At 69.9% G+C, this 21,108-nt stretch carries 19 protein-coding genes; 12 read left to right on the top strand and 7 right to left on the bottom strand.

Annotated elements, in window-relative coordinates:
- The first annotated feature begins 99 nt into the window (after positions 1 to 99).
- On the top strand, positions 100 to 654 hold the full coding sequence (gene efp / locus PK606_RS02130; protein WP_324560085.1) for an elongation factor P: 555 nt from the start codon (positions 100 to 102) through the stop codon (positions 652 to 654).
- Positions 655 to 766: 112 nt separating this feature from the next.
- The gene (locus PK606_RS02125) at positions 767 to 1,639 is read left to right on the top strand and encodes an LOG family protein (RefSeq protein ID WP_324560083.1); all 873 of its coding nucleotides are present in this window, start codon (positions 767 to 769) and stop codon (positions 1,637 to 1,639) included.
- 34 nt (positions 1,640 to 1,673) lie between these two features.
- On the opposite strand, the gene PK606_RS02120 is transcribed toward PK606_RS02125, so the two are convergent.
- The 5 genes from PK606_RS02120 to PK606_RS02100 all read right to left on the bottom strand — a co-directional run bounded on the left by PK606_RS02120 (position 1,674) and on the right by PK606_RS02100 (position 8,868).
- On the bottom strand, positions 1,674 to 2,219 hold the full coding sequence (locus PK606_RS02120; RefSeq protein WP_324560081.1) for a 2'-5' RNA ligase family protein: 546 nt from the start codon (positions 2,217 to 2,219) through the stop codon (positions 1,674 to 1,676).
- Positions 2,220 to 2,281: 62 nt separating this feature from the next.
- Positions 2,282 to 5,677, bottom strand: coding sequence for an error-prone DNA polymerase (locus PK606_RS02115; protein WP_324560079.1), 3,396 nt, complete (start codon positions 5,675 to 5,677; stop codon positions 2,282 to 2,284).
- Complete coding sequence (locus PK606_RS02110; protein WP_324560077.1) at positions 5,670 to 7,061, bottom strand: DNA polymerase Y subunit UmuC family protein; 1,392 nt, start codon at positions 7,059 to 7,061, stop codon at positions 5,670 to 5,672. The genes PK606_RS02115 and PK606_RS02110 overlap by 8 nt, the downstream gene beginning before the upstream one ends.
- Positions 7,027 to 8,091, bottom strand: coding sequence for a hypothetical protein (locus tag PK606_RS02105; RefSeq protein WP_324560074.1), 1,065 nt, complete (start codon positions 8,089 to 8,091; stop codon positions 7,027 to 7,029). Before PK606_RS02105 ends, PK606_RS02110 begins: the two co-directional genes overlap by 35 nt.
- 96 nt (positions 8,092 to 8,187) lie before the next feature.
- Positions 8,188 to 8,868 (bottom strand): ion channel, encoded by a 681-nt coding sequence (locus PK606_RS02100; RefSeq protein ID WP_324560072.1) that lies wholly within the window; start codon positions 8,866 to 8,868, stop codon positions 8,188 to 8,190.
- 55 nt (positions 8,869 to 8,923) lie between these two features.
- Between PK606_RS02100 and PK606_RS02095 the strand changes: the two genes are divergently transcribed.
- The 6 genes from PK606_RS02095 to PK606_RS02070 all read left to right on the top strand — a co-directional run bounded on the left by PK606_RS02095 (position 8,924) and on the right by PK606_RS02070 (position 13,300).
- Positions 8,924 to 9,757: a thymidylate synthase gene (locus tag PK606_RS02095; RefSeq protein ID WP_324560070.1), complete on the top strand. Its 834-nt coding sequence runs from the start codon at positions 8,924 to 8,926 to the stop codon at positions 9,755 to 9,757.
- Between the two features lie 207 nt (positions 9,758 to 9,964).
- Positions 9,965 to 10,966, top strand: a complete 1,002-nt coding sequence (locus tag PK606_RS02090) for a thiamine pyrophosphate-dependent dehydrogenase E1 component subunit alpha (protein ID WP_324560068.1) — start codon at positions 9,965 to 9,967, stop codon at positions 10,964 to 10,966.
- A 14-nt stretch (positions 10,967 to 10,980) separates the two neighbouring features.
- Entirely contained in the window at positions 10,981 to 11,946 is a 966-nt protein-coding gene (locus PK606_RS02085; protein WP_324560066.1) for an alpha-ketoacid dehydrogenase subunit beta, read from the top strand.
- The gene (locus PK606_RS02080) at positions 11,943 to 12,452 is read left to right on the top strand and encodes a dihydrofolate reductase (RefSeq protein ID WP_324560064.1); all 510 of its coding nucleotides are present in this window, start codon (positions 11,943 to 11,945) and stop codon (positions 12,450 to 12,452) included. The genes PK606_RS02085 and PK606_RS02080 overlap by 4 nt, the downstream gene beginning before the upstream one ends.
- Positions 12,453 to 12,534: 82 nt before the next feature.
- Positions 12,535 to 12,750, top strand: a complete 216-nt coding sequence (locus tag PK606_RS02075) for a hypervirulence associated TUDOR domain-containing protein (protein WP_324560062.1) — start codon at positions 12,535 to 12,537, stop codon at positions 12,748 to 12,750.
- 4 nt (positions 12,751 to 12,754) lie between these two features.
- Positions 12,755 to 13,300 (top strand): DUF488 domain-containing protein, encoded by a 546-nt coding sequence (locus PK606_RS02070; RefSeq protein WP_324560060.1) that lies wholly within the window; start codon positions 12,755 to 12,757, stop codon positions 13,298 to 13,300.
- Between the two features lie 312 nt (positions 13,301 to 13,612).
- Here the strand turns inward: PK606_RS02070 and ettA are convergent, their stop codons facing one another.
- Positions 13,613 to 15,274 carry an energy-dependent translational throttle protein EttA gene (ettA, locus tag PK606_RS02065; protein ID WP_324560059.1) on the bottom strand — a complete coding sequence of 554 codons (1,662 nt, stop codon included), beginning with the start codon at positions 15,272 to 15,274 and terminating at the stop codon, positions 13,613 to 13,615.
- Between the two features lie 474 nt (positions 15,275 to 15,748).
- Here ettA and PK606_RS02060 point away from each other — a divergent pair, with 474 nt between their 5' ends.
- The gene (locus PK606_RS02060; protein ID WP_324560057.1) at positions 15,749 to 17,572 is read left to right on the top strand and encodes a DEAD/DEAH box helicase; all 1,824 of its coding nucleotides are present in this window, start codon (positions 15,749 to 15,751) and stop codon (positions 17,570 to 17,572) included.
- 64 nt (positions 17,573 to 17,636) lie between these two features.
- On the opposite strand, the gene PK606_RS02055 is transcribed toward PK606_RS02060, so the two are convergent.
- On the bottom strand, positions 17,637 to 18,029 hold the full coding sequence (locus PK606_RS02055; RefSeq protein WP_324560055.1) for a cupin domain-containing protein: 393 nt from the start codon (positions 18,027 to 18,029) through the stop codon (positions 17,637 to 17,639).
- Positions 18,030 to 18,155: 126 nt separating this feature from the next.
- Here PK606_RS02055 and PK606_RS02050 point away from each other — a divergent pair, with 126 nt between their 5' ends.
- The 3 genes from PK606_RS02050 (at position 18,156) to PK606_RS02040 (ending at position 21,101) form a co-directional block, all read left to right on the top strand.
- Positions 18,156 to 18,938 (top strand): SDR family NAD(P)-dependent oxidoreductase, encoded by a 783-nt coding sequence (locus tag PK606_RS02050; protein WP_324560053.1) that lies wholly within the window; start codon positions 18,156 to 18,158, stop codon positions 18,936 to 18,938.
- Complete coding sequence (locus tag PK606_RS02045; RefSeq protein WP_324560051.1) at positions 18,935 to 19,846, top strand: LysR family transcriptional regulator; 912 nt, start codon at positions 18,935 to 18,937, stop codon at positions 19,844 to 19,846. Before PK606_RS02050 ends, PK606_RS02045 begins: the two co-directional genes overlap by 4 nt.
- 100 nt (positions 19,847 to 19,946) lie before the next feature.
- Complete coding sequence (locus PK606_RS02040) at positions 19,947 to 21,101, top strand: mandelate racemase/muconate lactonizing enzyme family protein (RefSeq protein WP_324560049.1); 1,155 nt, start codon at positions 19,947 to 19,949, stop codon at positions 21,099 to 21,101.
- Positions 21,102 to 21,108: the final 7 nt, after the last annotated feature.

Genomic DNA, 21,108 nt, shown 5'->3' with positions numbered 1-21,108 from the left:
TCAGCCTTCTCGCCTTCGCCGCCGCAGCGCGCACAAGTTCCCTACTTCCGGTGCACGAGCGGCCTTGTACGCTCACCTGTCCCACTGGAATCACCCACCATGAAAATCGCCCAGGAAATCCGCGCCGGCAACGTCATCATGCACGGCAAGGACCCGATGATCGTCCTGAAGACCGAATACGCCCGCGGCGGCCGCGGTGCCGCCACCGTGCGCATGAAGCTGAAAGCGCTGCTGAGCACCATGGGCACCGAGGTCGTCTTCAAGGCCGACGACAAGCTCGACCAGGTCATCCTCGATCACAAGGAGTGCACCTACTCCTACTTCGCCGACCCAATGTACGTGTTCATGGACGGCGAGTACAACCAGTACGAAGTCGAAGCCGGAAACATGGGCGACGCGCTGAACTACCTGGAAGACGGCATGGCCTGCGAGGTCGTGTTCTACGACGGCAAGGCGATCTCGGTCGAACTGCCGACCACGGTGGAGCGTGAGATCACCTGGACCGAGCCCGGCGTCAAGGGCGACACCTCGGGCAAGGTACTCAAACCCGCCAAGATCGCCACCGATTTCGAGGTTGCCGTGCCGCTGTTCGTCAACCAGGGCGACCGGATCGAGATCGACACCCGCACCGGTGAATACCGCCGGCGCGTCTGATCCGGGTCATCGGCGCACCGCGCGCCGGCCGGACAAAGCCCCGCTTTCGGGGCTTTTTTCATTCTGGCGGCCAGGTATATTGCGCGATCAGCTTCAATAACAATAGCAAGTCATGGAAACCACCCAAGACATCAAGGAAATCGCCCGCTCGCCGCTGGCCGATGCCTGGGCCGAGCTGCAGGCCCATGCCGACCGCGGCGAGCCGCTGGAGCCCGATTCGTACCGGCTGGCGTTCGCCGATCCGGAGTTCCTGCTGCGCCAGGAAACGCGCGGCATCCGCTTCCAGCTGGAACTGCTCAAGCCCGAGCTGGCCCTGACTGCCGCCGGCGTCCACGCCACCGTCGTCGTCTATGGCGGCGCCCGCTTCGTCGCGCCTGAAGTCGCGCAGGAGCAGCTGGTCGCCGCCCGCGCCGGCAGCGATGCCCGTGCCATCGCACTGGCCGAGCGCGCGGTCCACACCGCGCGCTACTACGAGCAGGCACGCGAATTCGGCCGCCTGGTCGCCAGCTACAGCCTGCGCCAGCCGCAGGAGGAAAAGCTGTTCATCTGCACCGGCGGCGGCCCCGGCGTGATGGAGGCGGCCAACCGCGGCGCGCACGACATCGGCATGCCCTCGGTCGGCCTGAACATCGCGCTGCCGCACGAGCAGACCGCGAATCCCTACGTCACGCCGGAGCTGACCTTCAAGTTCCACTACTTCGCGCTGCGCAAGATGCACTTCCTGATGCGCGCGCGGGCGCTGGTGGCGTTCCCCGGTGGCTTCGGCACGCTGGACGAGCTGTTCGAGGTGCTGACCCTGGTGCAGACGCGCAAGGCCAATCCGGTACCCATCGTGCTGTTCGACGGTGACTACTGGCGGCGCCTGATGAACCTGGAAGTGCTGGTCGAGGCCGGCGCCATCGCGCCGGAAGACCTGAATCTGTACACCATCGCCGACACACCCGAGCAGGCCTGGGCCTGCATCCGCGACTTCTATCGCCTGTGAGCGCAGCCCTGGCCATCAGGGCACGAGCCAGTGCCTACCCGGCCGGGAAGCTGCCGAGCCGGTGATAGCGCGGCGGCTGCGCCTTCAGATCGGACCAGATCAGATCGAGCTGCCGCACGGTCCAGCGGATGGGCTGGCGAAGCGGCGCCAGCGTGGTGTGCCCGACATGGCGCAGCGTGGTCAGGTGGGGCCGGAAGCCGCTGCTGGCCGCGGGCAGGCCGGCCTGGCGCGCCAGTTGCGCCGTGGCCTCGTGCAGTGCCACCAGGGCTTCGCCGGGTTCGGGCAGCAGCACGGCGATGACGCCGCTGGGCGCACGCCATAGTTCGGCTTGCGTCAGCGCGATCTCGAACGGTGTGAAGCGCAGGCTCTGCAGGGCGTTCAGCCAGTCGCGCGCGTGCGGCGCATCGACCTGGTTGAAGAACTGCAGCGTGATGTGCATGCGCTCGGGCACCGGGTGCAGGCGGCGCGGCAGCTCCGTCCAGCGCCGGCGTTCGGCGTCGATGGCGGCGCAGGCGGCGGCGTCCGGGAACAGCGCGGTGAACAGGCGCCGCGGCGCACTGGGCGTGGGCAGATCGGTCATGTCGAACAGCGTATTCTGGAGCGTCTGGCCTGGAGATGCGGCGAGGTGGTGGTTCATGCGTTTCAGCGAAAGTCGCGGCTGTAGGTCGATTCGGCCAGGCGCCCCAGCAGGTGCGTCAGATCGTGAAAGCGCCGGGCGATCAGGTGCGCGACACGCCCGCCGCTGTCCTCGTCACACTGCCATTCGCCCTCCACCGCCAGCAGGTGCGATCGCAGCAGGGCCTGGCGCTGCCGCGGGTCGGCGCGCACGCTCTTCCAGACGATGACGTTGACCGGGCCGGTCTCGTCCTCCAGCGTGACGAAGATGGTGTCATTGGCCGTGGCCGGACGCTGGCGGCCGGTGACCAGGCCGCAGGCGATGACCTGCCGCGTCGGCGCAAGCGCATCCAGCTCGGCCGCCGTGCGCACGCCGCGCGGCGCCAGGCGCTCGCGCAGCAGGGCCAGCGGATGGCGCCGCAGCGTCAGGCCGAGCGCGGCGTAGTCGTGCACGATCTCCTCGCCCTCGGGCGCCGCCGGCAAGGCCAGCGCCGCTTCGTCGATGGAGGCCTCGCGCAGCAGCCCGGGCGCCGCCCGCAGGGCCGCGCCCTGCCACGCCTGCTGGCGCCGGTGCCCGGCCAGGCTGCGCAGCGCGTCGGCGGCGGCCAGCGCGTTGAGCGCGCGCACGTCGAGCCGGGCGCGCCGCGCCAGGTCGTCCACGCTGCTGAACCGGCCCTGCAGGCGCGCCTGCGCGATGCGTTCGGCGGCCTTTTCATCGAACGACTTGACCAGGCGCAGGCCGAGGCGGACGGCGGGGCGCATCCTTTCCCCAGCGCGAGCGGCAGCAGGAGGCTCCAGCGTGCAATCCCAGTCGCTCACCGTCACATCCGGCGGCAACACGACGACGCCGTGGCGCCGCGCATCCTGGATCAGCTGCGACGGACCATAGAAGCCCATCGGCTGCGAATTCAGCATGGCGGCCAGGAAGGCCTCGGGCTCGTGGCACTTGAGCCAGCTGCTTTCGTAGGCGATCAGGGCGAAGCTGTAGGCGTGGCTTTCGGGAAAGCCGTATTCGCCGAAGCCCAGGATCTGCCTGAAGATGCGCTCGGCGAACTCGGGCGAATAGCCGCGTTCGATCATGCCGCCCTTCAGCTCGTCCTCGAACCTGTGCACGCCGCCCTTGCGCTTCCAGGCCGCCATGGCGCGGCGCAGTTCGTCGGCCTTGGTGGCCGAGAAGCCGGCGGCGATCATGGAGATCTCCATCACCTGTTCCTGGAAGATTGGCACGCCCAGTGTGCGCCTGAGCGCCTTCATCAGCGCCGGCGGCTGATCAGGCGGCTCCTTCGACGAGCGCTCGTAGACGATGGCCTCGCCGCGCCGCTCGCGCTCGCGCGCCTTCAGGTACGGGTGCACCATGCCGCCACTGATCGGCCCCGGCCGCACGATGGCGACCTGCACCACCAGGTCGTAGAAAGTGGCGGGCTTCAGGCGCGGCAGCATGCTCATCTGCGCGCGGCTTTCGATCTGGAAGGTGCCGACGGTGTCGGCCTGCCGGATCATTTCGTAGGTGGGCTCGTCCTCATGCGGAATGTCCTCCCGGGCCATGGCCCGGCCGCGCCGCTGGCCGACCATGTCCAGGCAGCGCCGCATGGCGGTCAGCATACCGAGCGCCAGCACGTCCACCTTGATCAGGCCCAGGGCTTCCAGGTCGTCCTTGTCCCACTGGATGACCTGGCGTTGTTCCATCGCCGCCGGCTCCAGCGGCACCAGACGGTGCAGGGGCGTTTCGGTCAGCACGAAGCCGCCTACGTGCTGGCTCAGGTGGCGCGGCGTGCCCTTGAGCTGGGCGCTGAGCTCCAGCCACAGGCGCGCCTGCTGCGCATGAATCGTGCAGCCGTGCTTGCGCGCCAACTCGCCCAGCCGGTCGGCCGCCAGCACGTCGTCGAACCAGTGGTGGTCCCTGGCGAAGGCGTCGACCAGGCGCTCGTCCACGCCCAGTGCCTTGCCGACGTCGCGCAGCGCGCTGCGGGTGCGCCAGCAGATCACGGTGGCGGCCAGCGCCGCGCGGTCACGGCCGTATTCGCGGTAGATGTACTGGATGACTTCCTCGCGCCGCTCGTGCTCGAAGTCGACGTCGATGTCGGGCGGCTCCTTCTCGCGCGCCTTGCTGATGAAGCGCTCCAGCAGCGGACTGGACTTCTCGGGATCGGCGGCGGTGATGCCGAGGCACCAGCACACCACCGAGTTGGCGGCAGAGCCACGTCCTTGGCACAGGATGCCCTGGCTCCTGGCAAAGCGCACGATGTGGTGCACGGTGAGAAAGAACGCTTCGTACCTGCAATCGGCAATCAGGGCCAGCTCCTTCTCGATGAAGGCCACGATGGTGGGCGGCACGCCACTCGGATAGCGCCCGGCCGCGCCTTCGTAGGTGAGCTTGCGCAGCGTCTCGGTCGGCGTCAGACCCGGCAGCACGGCCTCCTGCGGGTAGTTGTAGCGAACCTCTTCCAGCGTGAAGCGGCAGCGCTCGGCCACCGCCAGCGTGGCGGCGAGCAGGTCAGGCGCATGGATGCGCGCCAGCCGGTCCAGCGGCCGCAGGTGGCGCTCGGCATTGGGCTGCAGGGCGAAGCCGCAGCGGTGCACCGGCCGGCCGAGGCGGATGGCGGTCAGCACGTCCTGCAAGCGCTTGCGCGAGCGCGCGTGCATGTGCACCTCGCCCGCGGCGGCGAGCGGCCAGCCGGTGGCGCTGGAGAGCCGGCGCAACTGCGCCAGCCAGCGCGCATCGTCGGCGTCGGCGTGCAGCTCGGCCAGCAGGGTGAGCCGCATGCCTTCCGTGCCTTGGAATGGCTCGAACAAGGTGCCGGCGGCGGCGGCACCGGCTTGCGGCGCTGGCCGGGCAGGCGCCCACAGCAGTTCGCACGCAGCCAGCCTGCTCAACGCCTCAGTCAATGACAGCAGCACGTACTGCCCCTTGGGCGCAGCGCGGCGGCAATGGCTGATGAATTCGCACAAGTCGCCCCAGCCTGGCAAGTCGCGCGCCAGCGCCACCAGCGTGCCCTGCCCCTGAAAACGGAATTCGCTGCCGTACAGCAGCTTCAGCGGCTCCTGCATCCCCAGCGCCACGCGCGCGGCCTGCAGGTGCAGCAGCTCGTCGTCGGCTTCCCGGGCCTCCAGCGCGCGCTGGCAGTCGCCCAGTTCCTTCCAGGCGCGCACCACGCCGGCGACCGAGCATTCGTCGGTGATGGCCAGCGCCGTGTAGCCCAGCGCCCAGGCGCGGCGCACCAGCTCCTCGGGGCTGCTGGCGCCGCGCTGGAAGCTGAAGTGCGTCAGGCAGTGCAGCTCGGCGTAGGCCGGCCGGCCGTCGCGGGCGGCGCCGGTGCCGTGGCCTGGCCCGAGCGCGCGAGCCGGCAGGCGGCGCAGCCTGCCTGCTGCGCGCCCGGCCTGCGCGGCGCGGCGGGCTTCTTCCTTGCGCGACAGCTCAGGCATACAAGCCGTGCAGGAACCAGCGCGGCGCATCCGCCTGCCGATCTCCCGCCCCCGTCCCGGCGGCCGACGCCGAGGTCGGCCGCTCTCGATACACCCACAGCAGCTCGGCCGCGGCACCCTGGGCGATGAAGTAGTCGCGCGCCACCGGCGGCTCGGGCCCATCGTCCGCCACGGCGCCGGACCACCAGCCCGATTCGATGCGTCGCGGCCCGGCGATCAGGCGCAGGCGCCGGCCCTGGTGCACGGGCCGGCCTTGCTGCTGCGCCAGCGGCTGCGGCGGGCGCAGCAGCCAGGCCGGATCGAGGGGGCCGGGCACGCAGGCAGGCACGGACGGAGCAGCCTCGGCGTTGCGCCCCGGGCCGACGCCCCGGCCCGGCAAGGCTTGCTCGGCAGCCTGCCAGCGCTGGCGGCATTCGGGCCGGTGGTCGGCCTGCGGCACGGGCGTGCGCAGCGCACCGGCGCCCAGGCGGGCGCCGACGCGCTCGACGAAGACGTGCAGCGGATCGCCGCGCGGCTGGTCCTCGGGCAGGAAGCTGCGCGTGGCGGCCTGCCAGGGCGCGGTTTCCAGCGTGCGCAGGCGGATGGCGCGCGCGGGCGCCAGCAGGGGCGTGCGCGCCAGGCGCTCGGCCAGCAGGCGCTGGATGTGCTCCATGCGCTGCACCGGCTCGGCGGTGCGCAGCTCGATCGCCTGCCGCGGCGGCAGCGCCTGGCCGTTCAGGCGGCGCTGGTCGAAGCTCCAGGCCAGCTCCAGCGCCAGCACGCCCTGCTGGCGCGCGGCCAGCCAGTACTGCAGGCTGGTCAGCAGGCGGCGCGTCGACCACAGCAGCGCGGGCGCGCTGTCGGCGCGCTGGGGCAGCTCCAGCGCCTGCACGAAGCGCTCCGGCGCCACGACCCAGGCATGCACGTCGGGCGCGCGGCCGCAGGCGACATCGAGCGCGTGGCCCAGCGCCGGCCCGAAGCGCCGCGCCAGCCCGGTGCGGGGCAGCGCATCGAGCTGGCCCCAGCTACGGCAGCCCAGGCGCGCCAGCACGCCGAGGTGCGGGCGCGCCGCGCTCAGGGTGTGCAGCGGCAGGCCGTCCACGGCCGCCGGCGGCGCGTGGCCCGCGACCTGCAGGCGCAGCCGCGCCAGCGCCGCCAGGCTGGTCGCCGCCTGGGCCTGCTGCAGCAGGTCCGGCGCCGGGTTCGACTGCCAGATCCGCTGCAGCAGGGCACGCCGGCCGCCCCACAGGCGTTCGCAGTCCGACACCTCGAGCAGCAGGGCCTCCTCGACCCAGGCCACGCGCGGCGTGAAGCCGAGCGCCCACCAGGCCAAGGCCTCGGGCGTGGGGAGGTCGGCGGCCAGCGCGTCGTCAGGCTGCGGCCACTGAAGCGCCAGCCAATGCATGGCCGCCCTCCCCGTGCACGGCGTCTGCCGCGGCCCGTCGGGCGTCCGTGCTCGCCGGCGCGACGGCCAGCGCCGGCCTCGATGAAGGCCCCGGCGCACCGGGCCGCGGCGCTTTCGACCGCTGGCGCAGCGGCGTCACCGAGCCGCTTGCGCGCGGCACCTGCCCGCTTGCGTCCGCGGCGGCGTCGTGCGGGGGTTCATCGCGCCGCAGCGCCTGCCCGAGCGCCGCCTGCAGCACCGCCGCCAGCGCCGGGCCGCAGGCCGGCAGCCACAGCGGCGCATCGCGCGGCGGCCCGCGCCGCTTGAGCAGGTCGATGCGCAGCTGCGGCAGGCCGCACGCCGTCGTCGGCTCCGCATCGGGCACGCCGCCCACGCCCACCAGCCGCAGCTTCGGCCGTCCGGGCGGCGGCGGCAGTGCAGCGCCCACCCGCAGGCGCAGGCGCGCCGGGGTGGCGGCGTCCCGCACGCTGCCATCCGGCTGCAGCACGAACAGCAGCGTGCCGGTCTGCGCCGCGGCCTGCTGCAGCCGGCGCAGCTCGGCCACGCGCACGCGCGGCAGCCAGGCGACGAGCGCGGCCACGTCCTGGCAGCGCAGCGCCTGCTCGGCGGCCCACAGCTGCTCGGCGGGCGTGGATGGCGCCAGCCACAGCAACTGAGCGGCAGGAATGCCGGCCGCCGCGAAGGCCGGCAGGCAGGGTTCGTGCGGCGGATTGAGCACCACCACGCGGCTGTTCCGCGCGGTCGATGCCGTTGCCGCCTGCCGGGAATTGCGCACCGATGCCCGCGCCTGCCCCGCCTCGCCCGCCTGCAAGCGCCGCGCCAGCGCCGGCCACAGCAAGGGCCAGACCGCGGCCGTGGGGGACGGCTGCAGCAGTTCGATCAGCGCGCCCAGCGGCCAGCCGCCGCCGGGCAGTTCGGCATCCAGCGCGGCGTGGCCGCTGGAAACGACTTCGCCCGCGCCGCGCACCAGTTCATCGGCGCGCCAGACGCTGGTCAGCAGGGACGAAGACAGGCAGGACGGGACAGCCATTTCAAACTCCAGAAAACTGTTGTTTTATACAGTTATTTGGAGTTTTCGTCACCTGTTTTCGATCCGCTGCCGGCAGCGAAAAAAACAGGAGCAGCCCTAACGGCTGTCGCGCCGCCTGAGCGTCAGGCCCACCAGGCGTGACACCACGCCGGCGATGTAGATCACGCCCGCCAGCTCCTCCAGCATGACCAGCGCGCGGCCCATCGGCTTGACCGGCGCGATGTCGCTCAGGCCCACGCCGGCCAGCGAGGTGAAGCTCAGGAACAGCAGTTCGAACCAGGTGCGCGGCGCGTCCGGCCGCACCGCTGCCGGAAACGTGCCCGGCACCAGCAACTGGCAGGCCATATACAGGTGGGCGAAAGCCCAGGCCAGCACCGTGAAGGTGGCCGCCGCGGCCATCAGTTCGTCCGGCGTGGCGGCGTCATCCTGCAGCATGTAGGCGATCAGCGCGCCCGCCGCGTACAGGTAGAACAGCGCCTCCAGCACCGAGATCGCCAGCAGCAACTGCGTGCCGGGCGTCAGCCAGTGCCAGCCCCACAGCACCAGCACGCTCAGCGCCAGCGCGATGGCCCAGCTGTTGGCCGCCGGGCTCTGGCGCACCACGCGCAGCGCCATGCCCAGCACCAGCAACCCGAACAGGCTGAGCACCACCTGGCCCAGGCGCCCGGTGCCGCCGTCGTCCAGGGCCGCGTGCAGCAGCACGCCCAGCAACTGCACCGCCAGCAGCGCGGCGGAAGGGTAGCGACGCAGGCGCGCCAGCAGCAGCTTCGGATCCATGGCCGCTATTGTGCGCACGGCCGGGCCGGTCGAATCCGCCACAATCGGGGCCACCATGACCGTGCCCGACCGCCGCCCGACCCGACCGATCCGCCACCAGTACGAGGATTTCATGCGCCACGTGCACGAGCACGGCGTGTTCAAGCCCGACCGCACGGGCACCGGCACCCGGAGCGTGTTCGGCTACCAGATGCGCTTCGACCTCGGCGAAGGCTTTCCGCTGGTCACCACCAAGAAGGTGCACCTGAAGAGCATCATCCACGAGCTGCTGTGGTTCCTCAGCGGGTCGAGCAACAACAACTGGCTGCGCGAGCGCGGCGTGACGATCTGGGACGAATGGGCCGACCCCGAAACGGGCGACCTGGGCCCCGTGTACGGCGTGCAGTGGCGCTCCTGGCCCAGGGCCAACGGCACGCACATCGACCAGATCGCGCAGGTGGTGGAGACGCTGAAGACGAATCCCGACTCGCGCCGCATCATCGTGAGCGCCTGGAACGTGGCCGAACTCGACCAGATGGCGCTGATGCCCTGCCATGCGCTGTTCCAGTTCTACGTCGCCCAAGGCAAGCTGAGTTGCCAGCTCTACCAGCGCAGCGCCGACATCTTCCTCGGCGTGCCATTCAACATCGCCAGCTACGCGCTGCTGACGCACATGCTGGCGCAGCAGTGCGACCTGGCGGTGGGCGACTTCATCTGGACCGGCGGCGATTGCCACATCTACAGCAATCACGAAGAGCAGGTGCAAGAACAGCTCAGCCGCACGCCCTTCCCCTACCCCACCTTGCATATCAAGCGCCGCCCGCCGTCGATCTTCGACTACGAGTACGAGGATTTCGAGGTGCTGGACTACCAGCATCACGCGGCCATCAGGGCACCGGTGGCGGTGTGACGGCCTGATGCCCCGATTGGCGCTCGGTACTATAGAAAACCGTTCGCACTGAGCCCTTCGGCGAACTCAGGACAAGCCTGTCGAAGTGCAGACCTCTGGCAAGGCTTCGACAAGCTCAGCCCGAACGGTTCTATATTTTCGAACGCGATTTCGCATGAATCCGGCTTTTGCCGCCAGCACAAGCACTAGTTTTCCTGACTTCCCCCAATGACCGACCTGCTCTCGCTCTACCGCACCATGGTGCGCATCCGCGCCTTCGAGGACGCGGCCGAAGTCGCCAGCCAGGGCGGCGTGGCGGCCTGGGGCCATGCAGCATCGGAGCAGCCAGCGCTGGTGCGCGGCCCGCTGCACCTGTCGACCGGGCAGGAAGCGGTGGCCGCCGGCGTCTGCGCGCACCTGAAACCCACCGACCTGCTCACCAGCACCCACCGCGGCCACGGCCACACCCTGGCCAAGGGCGCCGACCCGACCCGGATGATGTGCGAGCTGTTCGGCCGCGCCAGCGGCTACAACGGCGGCAAGGGCGGCTCGATGCACATCGCCGACTTCTCGGTCGGCATGCTGGGCGCCAACGGCGTGGTGGCGGCCGGCCTACCGATCGCCGTGGGCGCGGCGCAGGGGCTGAAGATCCGTGGCCTCCACGCAATCGCCGTGTGCTTCTTCGGCGACGGCGCCATCAACCGCGGGCCGTTCATGGAGGCGCTGAACTGGGCCGTGATCTACCACCTGCCGGTGCTGTTCGTGTGCGAGGACAACCACATCTCGGCCACCACCGACAGCAGCACCATGACGGCCGGGCCCGGCGCCAGCGCGCGTGCGATCGCGCTGGGGCTGCCGGCGGTGCAGGTCGACGGCACCGACGTGCGGGCCGTCAGCGATGCTGCCGCCACGCTGATCCGCGAGGTCCGAAACGGCAGCGGCCCGCGCCTGCTGCACGCCCTGACCGACCGGCACAAGGGACACGTCTCGGTCGACCCCGGCAGCTACCGCGACCCCGAGGCCGTGGCCGCCGCCCTGGCGCGCGACGGCATCGCCCGCACGCGCGCGCAACTCATCGCGCAAGGCCACGCCGCGCAGGTCGAGCAGATCGAGCGCGATGCCCAGGCCGAGATCGACGCCGTGGTCGCCACCGCTACCGCCGCGCCGTTGCCCGATCGGAGCGCCGCGTACACCGACATCCAGAACACCGGCGCGGGGGTGTGGCAATGAGCGCCGCGGTGCAGATGACGTACGCTCAGGCGGCCGCGCTCGCGCTGTCGCAGGCGATGGAGCAGAACCCGCACCTCATCGCGCTCGGCGAGGACCTGGGCCGCGGCGGCGTGTTCGGCCAGTACCGCGATGAAGGCGGCACGCCGCTGGTGCAGCGCTTCGGCGCGGACCGCATCATCGACACGCCGATTTCCGAGAGCACCATCGTCGGCGCCGCAGTCGGCATGGCGCTGGCCGGCTGCACGCCGGTGGTCGAGCTGCGCGTGGTCGATTTCGCGCTCTGCGCCATCGACGAGATCGTCAACCAGGCCGCCAAGAACCGCTACATGTTCGGCGGCCAGGGCCGCGTGCCGATGGTGATGCGCATGCCGATCGGCATCTGGTCGGCCTCGGCCGCGCAGCACAGCCAGTCGCTGGAGGCGTGGTTCGCGCACATCCCCGGCCTGGTCGTGGTCGCGCCCGCCACGCCGGCCGACAACCACGGCCTGCTGCTGGCCGCGCTGGCCTCGGGCGACCCGGTCGTGTACATGGAGCACAAGGAACTCTGGGCCACCCCCGGCCCGGTGACGCCGGGCGAAGTCGTGCCGCTGGGCCAGGCACGCGTGGCGCGCGCGGGTACGCACGTCACCATCGTGAGCTGGTCGCGCCAGATGCTGGCCTGCCTGGAAGCCGCCGACCAGCTCGCAGCGCAAGGCGTGCAGGCCGAAGTGATCGACCTGCGCACCCTCTGGCCCTGGGACAAGGCTGCGGTGCTGAACAGCGTGACAAAGACCGGCCGCCTGCTGGTGGTGCACGAGGCCGTGCGCGTGGCCGGCTTCGGCGCCGAGATCGCCGCCACCGTGGCGGAAGAAACCGGCGCCCGGGTCGCGCGCCTGGGCGCACCGCGCATTCCGGTCGGCTATGCCAGCAGCCTGGAAGCCGAGGCGCGTGTCACCGCCACCCAGATCGTCGACGCGGCGCTCAGGCTGGGGGCGCGATGAATCGCCCGCGCGTCGGCCTGATCTGGGCCCAGGCCCGCGATCGCGTGATCGGCAAGGACGGCGTCATGCCCTGGCACCTGCCGGAAGACCTGGCGCACTTCAAGCGCACCACGCTCAGCCACCCGGTCATCATGGGGCGCCGCACCTGGGACTCGATCCCGCCCCGGTTCCGCCCCCTGCCCGGCCGGCGCAACATCGTCGTCACGCGGCAGCCGGACTGGAGCGCAGCCGGTGCCGAGCGCGCGGCCAGCCTGCCCGAGGCGCTGCGGATGTGCCAGGGCGCCGAGCAGGCCTGGGTCATCGGCGGCGCGCAGATCTATGCCCAGGCGCTGCCGCTGGCCGACGAACTGGTGGTGACCGAGATCGACGCCGCAGTCGACGGCGACACCTTCGCACCCGCCATCGGCCCCGAATGGAAGCAGGCCGCACGCGAGCAAGTCGTCGCCGCCAGCGGCCAGCACCTGGCCTTCGTCACCTGGCACCGGGCCGCGCCGCGCGTGCCTTGACCCCACCGGCCTGTCGGCACGGCAACGCACGCCGATCCGTCCCACAATGCCTGCGGGACATCTTTCGCGCAGGAGGCGTGTCATGGCGAAGCCATTCAAGATCGGCGACCACGTGAGCTGGAACTCCGAAGCCGGCCGCGTCAGCGGCCACATCACCAAGGTGCACAAGGCCGACTTCGACTGGAAGGGCTACACGCACCACGCCAGCAAGGACGACCCGCAGTACGAAATCAAGAGCGACAAGACCGACCACGTGGCGGTGCACAAGGGCTCGGCGCTGCGCCACATCGCCAAGTAGCACCATGCCGGCGCGGCTGCCCTACCACACCATCGGCCATTCGACGCTCTCCATCGACGAGCTGGTCGAGCGCCTGCAGGCGGCGCAGGTCACCCAACTGGTCGACGTGCGCACCGTCCCGCGCTCGCGCACCAACCCGCAGTTCAACCGCGACACCCTGCCGCAGGCGCTGGCGCCGCACGGCATCGGCTACCAGCACCTGGCCAGCCTGGGCGGGCTGCGCAGCCGGCAGCGCGAGGTGGCGCCCGAGGTGAACGGCTTCTGGGACAACCGCAGCTTCCACAACTACGCCGACTACGCGCTGCAGCCGGCGTTCCGCGCAGGGCTGGAGGAGTTGCGCCAGCTCGGCCAGCGCGAGCGCTGCGCCGTGATGTGCTCCGAAGCCGTCTGGTGGCGCTGCCACCGCCGCATCATCGCCGACCACCTGCTGGCCACCGGCGAAACGGTGCGGCACATCATGGCAGACCGCATCGAAGACGCGAAGCTGACGCCCGGCGCGCAGGTGCATGCCGATGGCACGGTCACCTACCCGGCAACCGCTGCAAGGTGACGGCAGTCGCGGTGAAGGCGTGGGCAGCAGCGCCGCGATGCGCGGTGGTCCATCGATCACGAGATGATCGGCGCGGCTGGTCGCACCGGTTCAAACCGACTGCACCGTCGGCGGCACGATCCCGGCAGGCGGTTCGTGTACGGGAGGGCAGATAGACGGCGCATCGTATTACGGTGGAGAGTGCCGTTTCCTCCAGGATAGCTAGTAGTGCGGCGCCTCCGAACAGTGGGCGCGCTGTAGGGGGTGATTCCACACAGCCGAGGATCAACCAGCGATCCTGGATCGAATCAGGGAGTGCCACTAGGCTGCACTCTATTTCAAGGCCTTGTACCGCACCCGGTGCGGCCGCGCGCCCTCCTCGCCCAGGCGCCTGACCTTGTCGGCCTCGTATTCCTGGTAGTTGCCGTCGAAGAAGGTCCACTGGCTGTCGCCCTCGGCGGCCAGGATGTGGGTGCAGATGCGGTCGAGGAACCAGCGGTCGTGGCTGATGACCATCACGCTGCCGGCGAACTCGAGCAGCGCATCCTCCAGCGCGCGCAGGGTCTCGACGTCGAGGTCGTTGCTGGGCTCGTCCAGCAGCAGCACGTTGCCGCCCTGCATCAGCGTCTTGGCCAGATGCAGGCGGCCGCGCTCGCCGCCCGAGAGCATACCGACCTTCTTCTGCTGGTCCTGGCCGTTGAAGTTGAAGCGGCCGGCGTAAGCGCGGCTGGGCATCTGGAACTTGCCGACGGTGATGATGTCGAGTCCGCCCGAGATGTCCTCCCACACCGTCTTGTCGGCCGACAGCGCGTCGCGGCTCTGGTCGACGAAGGCCATCTGCACGGTCTTGCCGATCGCCACCTCGCCGCTGTCGGGCTGCTCGATGCCGGCGATCATCTTGAACAGCGTCGATTTGCCGGCGCCGTTCGGACCGATGATGCCGACGATGGCGCCGGCCGGCACCTTGAAGCTCAGGTCATCGATCAGCAGGCGGTCGCCAAATGATTTGCTGACGCCCTTGAACTCGATCACTTCCGTGCCCAGGCGCTCGGCGACCGGGATGAAGATCTCCTGCGTCTCGTTGCGCTTCTGGTATTCGTAGTCGCTCAGTTCCTCGAAGCGGGCCAGGCGCGCCTTCGACTTGGCCTGGCGGCCCTTGGGGTTCTGGCGCGCCCACTCCAGTTCTTTCTTCATCGCCTTGGCGCGCGCATCCTCGCCACGCTGCTCCTGCTTCAGCCGCGCCTCCTTCTGCTCCAGCCAGCTCGAGTAGTTGCCCTTGTACGGAATGCCGTGACCGCGGTCGAGTTCGAGAATCCACTCGGCGGCGTTGTCGAGGAAGTAGCGGTCGTGCGTGATGGCCACCACGGTGCCGGGAAAGCGCTGCAGGAAGATCTCCAGCCACTGCACCGACTCGGCATCCAGGTGGTTGGTCGGTTCGTCCAGCAGCAGCATGTCGGGCTTGGACAGCAGCAGCTTGCACAGCGCCACGCGGCGCTTCTCGCCGCCCGAGAGCTTGCCGATCACCGCATCCCAGGGCGGCAGGCGCAGCGCGTCGGCGGCGATTTCCAGCTGGTGCTCGCTGTCGGTGCCGGCGGCGGCGATGACGGCTTCCAACCGGCCCTGCTCCTCGCTCAGGGCGTCGAAGTCGGCGTCTTCCTCGGCGTAGGCCGCGTAGATTTCCTCCAGCCGGGCACGCGCGTCGTTGACCTCCTTCATCGCCTCCTCGACCGCCTCGCGCACGGTGTGCTCGGGGTTGAGTTGCGGCTCCTGCGGCAGGTAGCCGATGTCGAGGCCGGGCATGGGGATGGCCTCGCCCTCGATGTCCTTGTCGATGCCGGCCATGATCTTCAGCAGCGTCGATTTGCCCGAGCCGTTCAGGCCCAGCACACCGATCTTGGCGCCGGGGAAGAATGACAGCGAGATGTCCTTCAGGATGTGCCGCTTGGGCGGCACGATCTTGCCGACGCGGTTCATGGAAAAAACGTACTGGGCCATGGTTGACTCTCTTGAAGAAAAGCAGGCGGCCACCGGCGTCGATCGCTCCGATGCCGGCAGCCGGGCAGGCGTGAAAGGAAAGGGGTGGGACGGCAGCGGTCGCAGCAGCACCGGCCGCGCGCGCCGTTAAGGCGCCATTATCGGCGCTGGCGCGCCCCACCGCCGCCGGGCGGTCAAGCAGCGTCAGCACGGAGTGGCCGGCATCGATCCGGCGAACCCGGTCCAGCCGCGCGACCTCGTGAGGCACCCGCGCTTTCGTCCTACAAGGCAGGCTGTGGCGCAGCATGCGATAATCGACGCGCTGGCGGACCACCAGTTAATCCGCCGATGCCAGCGTTTCGCTGGGGTGTCCGGGGCTCATCGCCCGCAGGTGCCCATCTCAAGAAGAACCCGCTTCAGCCCCCTGACTGGCCGGCGCTCGCCGGAACAGGCCCGAAGCTCCTTGCGCCCTGATGAGACAGGCGCACCCGTTTGATGAACTTTGATGATCTGAACCTGGCCCCTGCCATTCTGCGGGCTGTGCAAGAACAGGGCTACACCGCCCCCACCCCCGTCCAGGCGCAAGCGATTCCCGTCGTGCTCGAAGGCCACGATCTGCTGGCCGGCGCGCAGACCGGCACCGGCAAGACCGCCGGCTTCACGCTGCCGATGCTGCAGTTGCTGAGCACCCGCCCCGCCGCCAGGCCCGGCGCCATCCGCGCACTGGTGCTGACGCCGACGCGCGAACTGGCCGCCCAGGTCGAGGAATCGGTGCGCACCTATGGCAAGTACGTGGATCTGAGTTCCACCGTGATCTTCGGTGGCGTCGGCATGAACCCGCAGATCGAGCGCATCCAGGCCGGCGTCGACATCCTGGTGGCCACGCCCGGCCGCCTGCTCGACCTGGAACAGCAAGGCCACATGGACCTCTCGCACGTCGAGATGCTGGTGCTGGACGAGGCCGACCGCATGCTCGACATGGGCTTCATCCACGACGTCAAGAAGGTGCTGGCGCTGCTGCCACGCGACAAGCAGAGCCTGCTGTTCTCGGCCACCTTCAGCAACGAGATCCGCGACCTGGCCAACGGGCTGCTCAAGAACCCCAAGAGCATCCAGGTGACGCCGCCCAACACCACGGTGGAGCGCATCCGCCAGTTGATCTACCCGGTCGGCCGCAACCGCAAGAAGGACGTGCTGGCGCACCTGGTCGGCGAAGGCGACTGGAGCCAAGTGTTGATCTTCACGCGCACCAAGTTCGGCGCCAACAAGGTGGCCGACTTCCTGAACGAGCGTGGCATCAAGGCCATGGCGCTGCACGGCAACAAGAGCCAGACCGCGCGCACCCAGGCGCTGGCCGAATTCAAGAGCGGCGAGTTGCGCGCCCTGGTGGCCACCGACATCGCCGCGCGCGGCATCGACATCGACCACCTGCCGTACGTGGTCAACTACGACATCCCCAACGTGCCGGAGGACTACGTGCACCGCATCGGCCGCACCGGCCGCGCCGGCGCCAGCGGCCAGGCCATCAGCCTGGTGTGCATGGACGAGGAAGGCTTCATGCACGAGATCGAACGCTTCACGCGCCAGCAGATCCCGGTGCAGATCCTGGAAGGCTTCGGCCCCGATCCCGACGAGAAGGCCGAGCCGATCGCCATGGGCCGCCAGACCCTGTGGGGCGGCCTCGGCAAGCCGCCCAGCCGCGAAGTCATGCAGGCCGCCGCCCGCGCGGCGCGCCAGGAAATGATGCAGCGCATCCGCGAGAGCAAGGCCGGCGGTGGCGGCCGCGGCCAGGGCGGCAACCGCCCGGCCCCAGCGCCACGCACGCGCACCCAGGACAGTGCCGTGCCAACCGACGCGGCAGAACTGGATGCCGACGGCCAGCCGATCGAGACCCGCGCCGGCGAACAGCGTCCGCAGGGCGAGCGCAGCGGACGCAGCCGGCGCCGCCGTGGCGGCCGTGGCAACAGCCCGAGCACCCAGGGATCGCGCCCGAACAGCCAGGGCGACAGCCAGCACCGCGCTCAGCCCACGCGTGAGTTCGGTTTCGACAACGACGATGAGCGCGAACTCGACCACCTGCCGCGCCACATCGATCCGCTGCAGACCAATCTGCACGGCAAGCGCCCACGCCCCAGCGGCCCCAGCCACGGCGCCGCCGGGCAGCCCGACCCGATGCGCACCAGCATCGACCTGATGGGCAAGAGCGGTAGCGGACGCAACCGCGGCCGCTCGGGCGGTGGCAACCGCGGTCTTGGCGGTGGCGGCTTCGGCAGCGGCAACCGCAGCGGCGGCAACCGGCGCGGGGGCTTCAGCCGCTGAAGCAGCAACTGCTGAAGGCGGCAGCACCGCGCGCGGTGCCACGCCACCGCGGCGGTCGACGGCTTCAGCGCTCGGCCGCGCGCACGAACAGCGTCACCAGCGGCTCGTCGCCGACCTGGCGGCTGCGATGGCCGTGCAGGCCGGGATCGAAGCTGGTACCTGCGGGCAAGGTGTCGCCGGAATAGAAATACTCGCCCGGCCCAAATTCGCGCGTGCTGCCGTCCTGCAGCCCGATCTCCATCCGGCCTTGCAGCACCAGCAGCCACTGCGGCGTGCCGGTGCAATGAAAACCGCTCCAGAACCCGACCGGGCTGTGGCGAAACTGCCAGCCGCCCGAGGCCATCAGCGTGGACAGCCGGGCCGCCGGCGTGCCCTCGCTCAGGATCAGCGGTTCGTCGCGGAAGCGCGCACGGCCGTCGGTGTCGGTGTAGAGCACGGCCTGGGTCAGGGTGATCATGGCGCTGGGAGGGGTCGGGTCAGATGCCGCACAGTGTAGGCGCCAGCGCATCGGGCCGATGCGGGACAATCGCGGCGACACCGGCCGCGCATCCGCACGCTGGCAGCCCTGCCCCGATTCCACACCATGAGCACTGACACCGCCTCCATTTCCTTCGGCCTGCGCGACCGCATCGCCCTCATCACCGGCGCGGCGCAGGGCATTGGCGAGGCCTGCGCCCGCCGCTTCGCGCGCGAAGGCGCACGCGTCGTGATCGCCGACGTGGCCGACGAGCGCGGGCGTGCGCTGGCCGCCGAACTGCAGGCCGACTACCTGCACTGCGACGTCGGCGACAAGCACCAGGTCGACGCGCTGGTAGCCGAAACGATGAAGGCGCACGGCCGCATCGACGTGCTGGTCAACAACGCCGGCATCTTCAAGGCGGCCGACTTCCTCGACGTCAGCGAGAAGGACTTCGACGCCGTGCTGCGCGTCAACCTGAAGGGCGCGTTCCTGGTCGCGCAGGCGGTGGCGCGCGAGATGGCCAGGGCCGGCCATGGCAGCATCGTCAACATGAGTTCGGTCAACAGCGTGCTCGCGATCCCCAACATCGCCAGCTACAACGTCAGCAAGGGCGGCATCAACCAGCTCACGCGCGCCATGGCGCTGGCGCTGGCCGACAAGGGCGTGCGCGTCAACGCCGTCGGCCCCGGCACCATCGCCACCGAACTGGCCGCGGCCGCGGTGCTGACCAGCGAGGAAGCGAAAAACAAGATCATGATGCGCACGCCCATGAAGCGCCTAGGTCAGCCGAGCGAGATTGCCGACGTCGTCGCCTTCCTAGCCAGCGACGCCGCCAGCTACATCACCGGCGAGATCATCATGGTCGACGGCGGGCGCATGGCGCTGAACTACACCGTACCAGTGTGAACCGCAGCGCGCCATCGCGCCAGGAGCTGCTCGACCTGACAACACTGCGCGTGGTCATTGCGGTGGCCGAGGCCGGTTCCATCAGCGCCGGCAGCGAGCGCAGCGGCCTCGCGCTGGGTGCCGTGAGCGCGCGCATCACGGCGCTGGAGCATGCGCTCGGGGTTGCGCTGTTCAAACGCGGGCCACGCGGCGTGCGGTTGACCGCGGCGGGCCAGCGGCTGGTGCAGCAGGGCCAGGAACTCATCGCCCGATCCGACCGGCTGGTGCGGGAGCTGCAGGACGAAGGCCAAGGCCGTCGCGGCCATGTGCGCGTGCTGGCCAACGCATCCTCACTGATCGAATTCCTGCCCGAGCGCCTGACTCGATTCCAACAGCAACACCCACAGGTGCAGGTGGACATCGAGGAGCGCAGCAGTCCGGAGATTCCCTTGTCGCTGCTCGAGGAGCGCGCCGACATGGGCATCGTCGATCTGCCGCACCCGGTGCAGGGTCTGCGCTCGTTCGAGCTGTTCCACGACCAGCTGGTGCTGCTGACGCGCGCCGACGACCCGATTGCCAGGCAGCGGCTGCTGAGGCTGGAAGACGTGATCGATCATCCCTTCGTGTGCCTGCCCGACGGGAACGCGATCTCCGGTCGCCTCGTCGCCACCGCCGCTATGCAAGGCCATGCGCTGGCGGTACGTATGCGCATGCGCAGCTTCGACGCCGTCTGCCGCATGGTGGCTGCCGGCCTCGGTCTGAGCGTGTTGCCGTTGCAAGCCATTGCCCCACAGCTTGCCGCACTGCCGCTGGCCGCCGTGCCGTTGGCGAACGACTGGGCCCGGCGCACGCACCGTCTGATGATGCGGGCAGACCTGCCGCCGACGTCTGTCATCGTCACCCTGGCAAGCGAACTGCGCCAAGCCTAACACCCGGGCGCTTTCGCATTTGGCGAAAGCTGGGTTCGCCGGTGGCGCCTTGCTGGCCCGCAAGGGCATCCCTATTCTGGCGTCCATGCCGGATCACCCCTTGCGCATCACACGTGTTCATGCCACCCCGCTGCACTTGCCCGTCACGGTCGGGCGCGGTCCGAGATCCAAGACCACCTCGCTGTCGGTCTGCCTGGTCGACATCGAAACCGACACCGGGCTGACCGGCACCGGCATGACCGCCATCACCGAGGAGGAGGTGATCGGCAGCATCGTCAACGACATCGCCGCACACGCCTTGGTCGGTGCCGATCCGATGCGCCACGAGCTGATCTGGGAACGCCTGTACTGGCTGCTGACGCCGCGCGGGCAGTCGGGTTATGCCAGCCACGCCATCGCGGCGATCGATCTGGCACTGTGGGACCTGAAGGGGCAGGTGCTCGGCCAGCCGTGCTGGCGCCTGTTCGGCGGCGCGCGCGCACAGGTGCCGGTGTACGCCACCTTCGGCTTCGCGTTCTTCGACCGCGACGAGCTTGCTGAAGCCGCGCTCACTTGGGTCAAGCGCGGTTTCACCCGCTTGAAGATGACGGTCGGCCACCATGCGCTGGCGCGGCGTGACGAGCCGCGGCCGCTCGGCGACGTCATTGCGGAAGACGTGCGGCGCGTGGCGGCGGTGCGCGAGGCGGTCGGGCCGCTGGTACAGATCTTCATCGATGCCAACTGCAGCCTGGACTACCTGCACGCGCTGCGTCTGGCACGCGCGCTGGAGCGCCACGACATCGCGTTCTTCGAGGAGCCGGTGTCGCACAACGACATCGGCAATCTCGCCAAGCTGCGCAGCCAGATCGGCATCCCGCTGGCGGCCGGCCAGAACGAAGGCCTGGCGAGCCGGTTCCGCGACATGCTGGTCGCGCAGGCCGTGGACGTGGTGCAGCCCAACGTCTGCATCACCGGCGGCTACACGCAGTGCCTGCGCATCGCCGGCATGGCGGCGGCCTTCAACACCGCGATCGCCAACGGCGGCGCCTGGCCGCACCACAACATGCACCTGCACGCAGGCCTCGCCAACGGTGGCCTGGTGGAGTACCACTCGGTGGCGGTCGACTGCTGCACGCTGGTCTTCGACGATCTGCCGGTACCCGAGCAGGGCGTGCTGACGCTGCCGGAGCAGCCCGGTCTGGGCTTCAAGCCCAGCCGTTCACGCATCAAGGAACTCGCGCGCCGTCCCGGATCCCGCGGTGCCGGAAAAGCCTGACCCACCA

Origin of the sequence: Ottowia sp., from assembly GCF_035444425.1 — a bacterium.
GTDB lineage: Bacteria > Pseudomonadota > Gammaproteobacteria > Burkholderiales > Burkholderiaceae_C > Ottowia.
The sequence above is the reverse complement of the archived record's forward strand: the minus strand, read 5'-3'. Positions and strand labels throughout refer to the sequence as shown.

Coding starts and splice junctions, on each gene's coding strand:
- efp (WP_324560085.1), top strand. CDS start 100: ATGAAAATCGCCCAGGAAATCCGCGCCGGCAACGTCATCATGCACGGC.
- PK606_RS02125 (WP_324560083.1), top strand. CDS start 767: ATGGAAACCACCCAAGACATCAAGGAAATCGCCCGCTCGCCGCTGGCC.
- PK606_RS02120 (WP_324560081.1), bottom strand. CDS start 2,219: ATGACCGATCTGCCCACGCCCAGTGCGCCGCGGCGCCTGTTCACCGCG.
- PK606_RS02115 (WP_324560079.1), bottom strand. CDS start 5,677: ATGCCTGAGCTGTCGCGCAAGGAAGAAGCCCGCCGCGCCGCGCAGGCC.
- PK606_RS02110 (WP_324560077.1), bottom strand. CDS start 7,061: ATGCATTGGCTGGCGCTTCAGTGGCCGCAGCCTGACGACGCGCTGGCC.
- PK606_RS02105 (WP_324560074.1), bottom strand. CDS start 8,091: ATGGCTGTCCCGTCCTGCCTGTCTTCGTCCCTGCTGACCAGCGTCTGG.
- PK606_RS02100 (WP_324560072.1), bottom strand. CDS start 8,868: ATGGATCCGAAGCTGCTGCTGGCGCGCCTGCGTCGCTACCCTTCCGCC.
- PK606_RS02095 (WP_324560070.1), top strand. CDS start 8,924: ATGACCGTGCCCGACCGCCGCCCGACCCGACCGATCCGCCACCAGTAC.
- PK606_RS02090 (WP_324560068.1), top strand. CDS start 9,965: ATGACCGACCTGCTCTCGCTCTACCGCACCATGGTGCGCATCCGCGCC.
- PK606_RS02085 (WP_324560066.1), top strand. CDS start 10,981: ATGACGTACGCTCAGGCGGCCGCGCTCGCGCTGTCGCAGGCGATGGAG.
- PK606_RS02080 (WP_324560064.1), top strand. CDS start 11,943: ATGAATCGCCCGCGCGTCGGCCTGATCTGGGCCCAGGCCCGCGATCGC.
- PK606_RS02075 (WP_324560062.1), top strand. CDS start 12,535: ATGGCGAAGCCATTCAAGATCGGCGACCACGTGAGCTGGAACTCCGAA.
- PK606_RS02070 (WP_324560060.1), top strand. CDS start 12,755: ATGCCGGCGCGGCTGCCCTACCACACCATCGGCCATTCGACGCTCTCC.
- ettA (WP_324560059.1), bottom strand. CDS start 15,274: ATGGCCCAGTACGTTTTTTCCATGAACCGCGTCGGCAAGATCGTGCCG.
- PK606_RS02060 (WP_324560057.1), top strand. CDS start 15,749: ATGAACTTTGATGATCTGAACCTGGCCCCTGCCATTCTGCGGGCTGTG.
- PK606_RS02055 (WP_324560055.1), bottom strand. CDS start 18,029: ATGATCACCCTGACCCAGGCCGTGCTCTACACCGACACCGACGGCCGT.
- PK606_RS02050 (WP_324560053.1), top strand. CDS start 18,156: ATGAGCACTGACACCGCCTCCATTTCCTTCGGCCTGCGCGACCGCATC.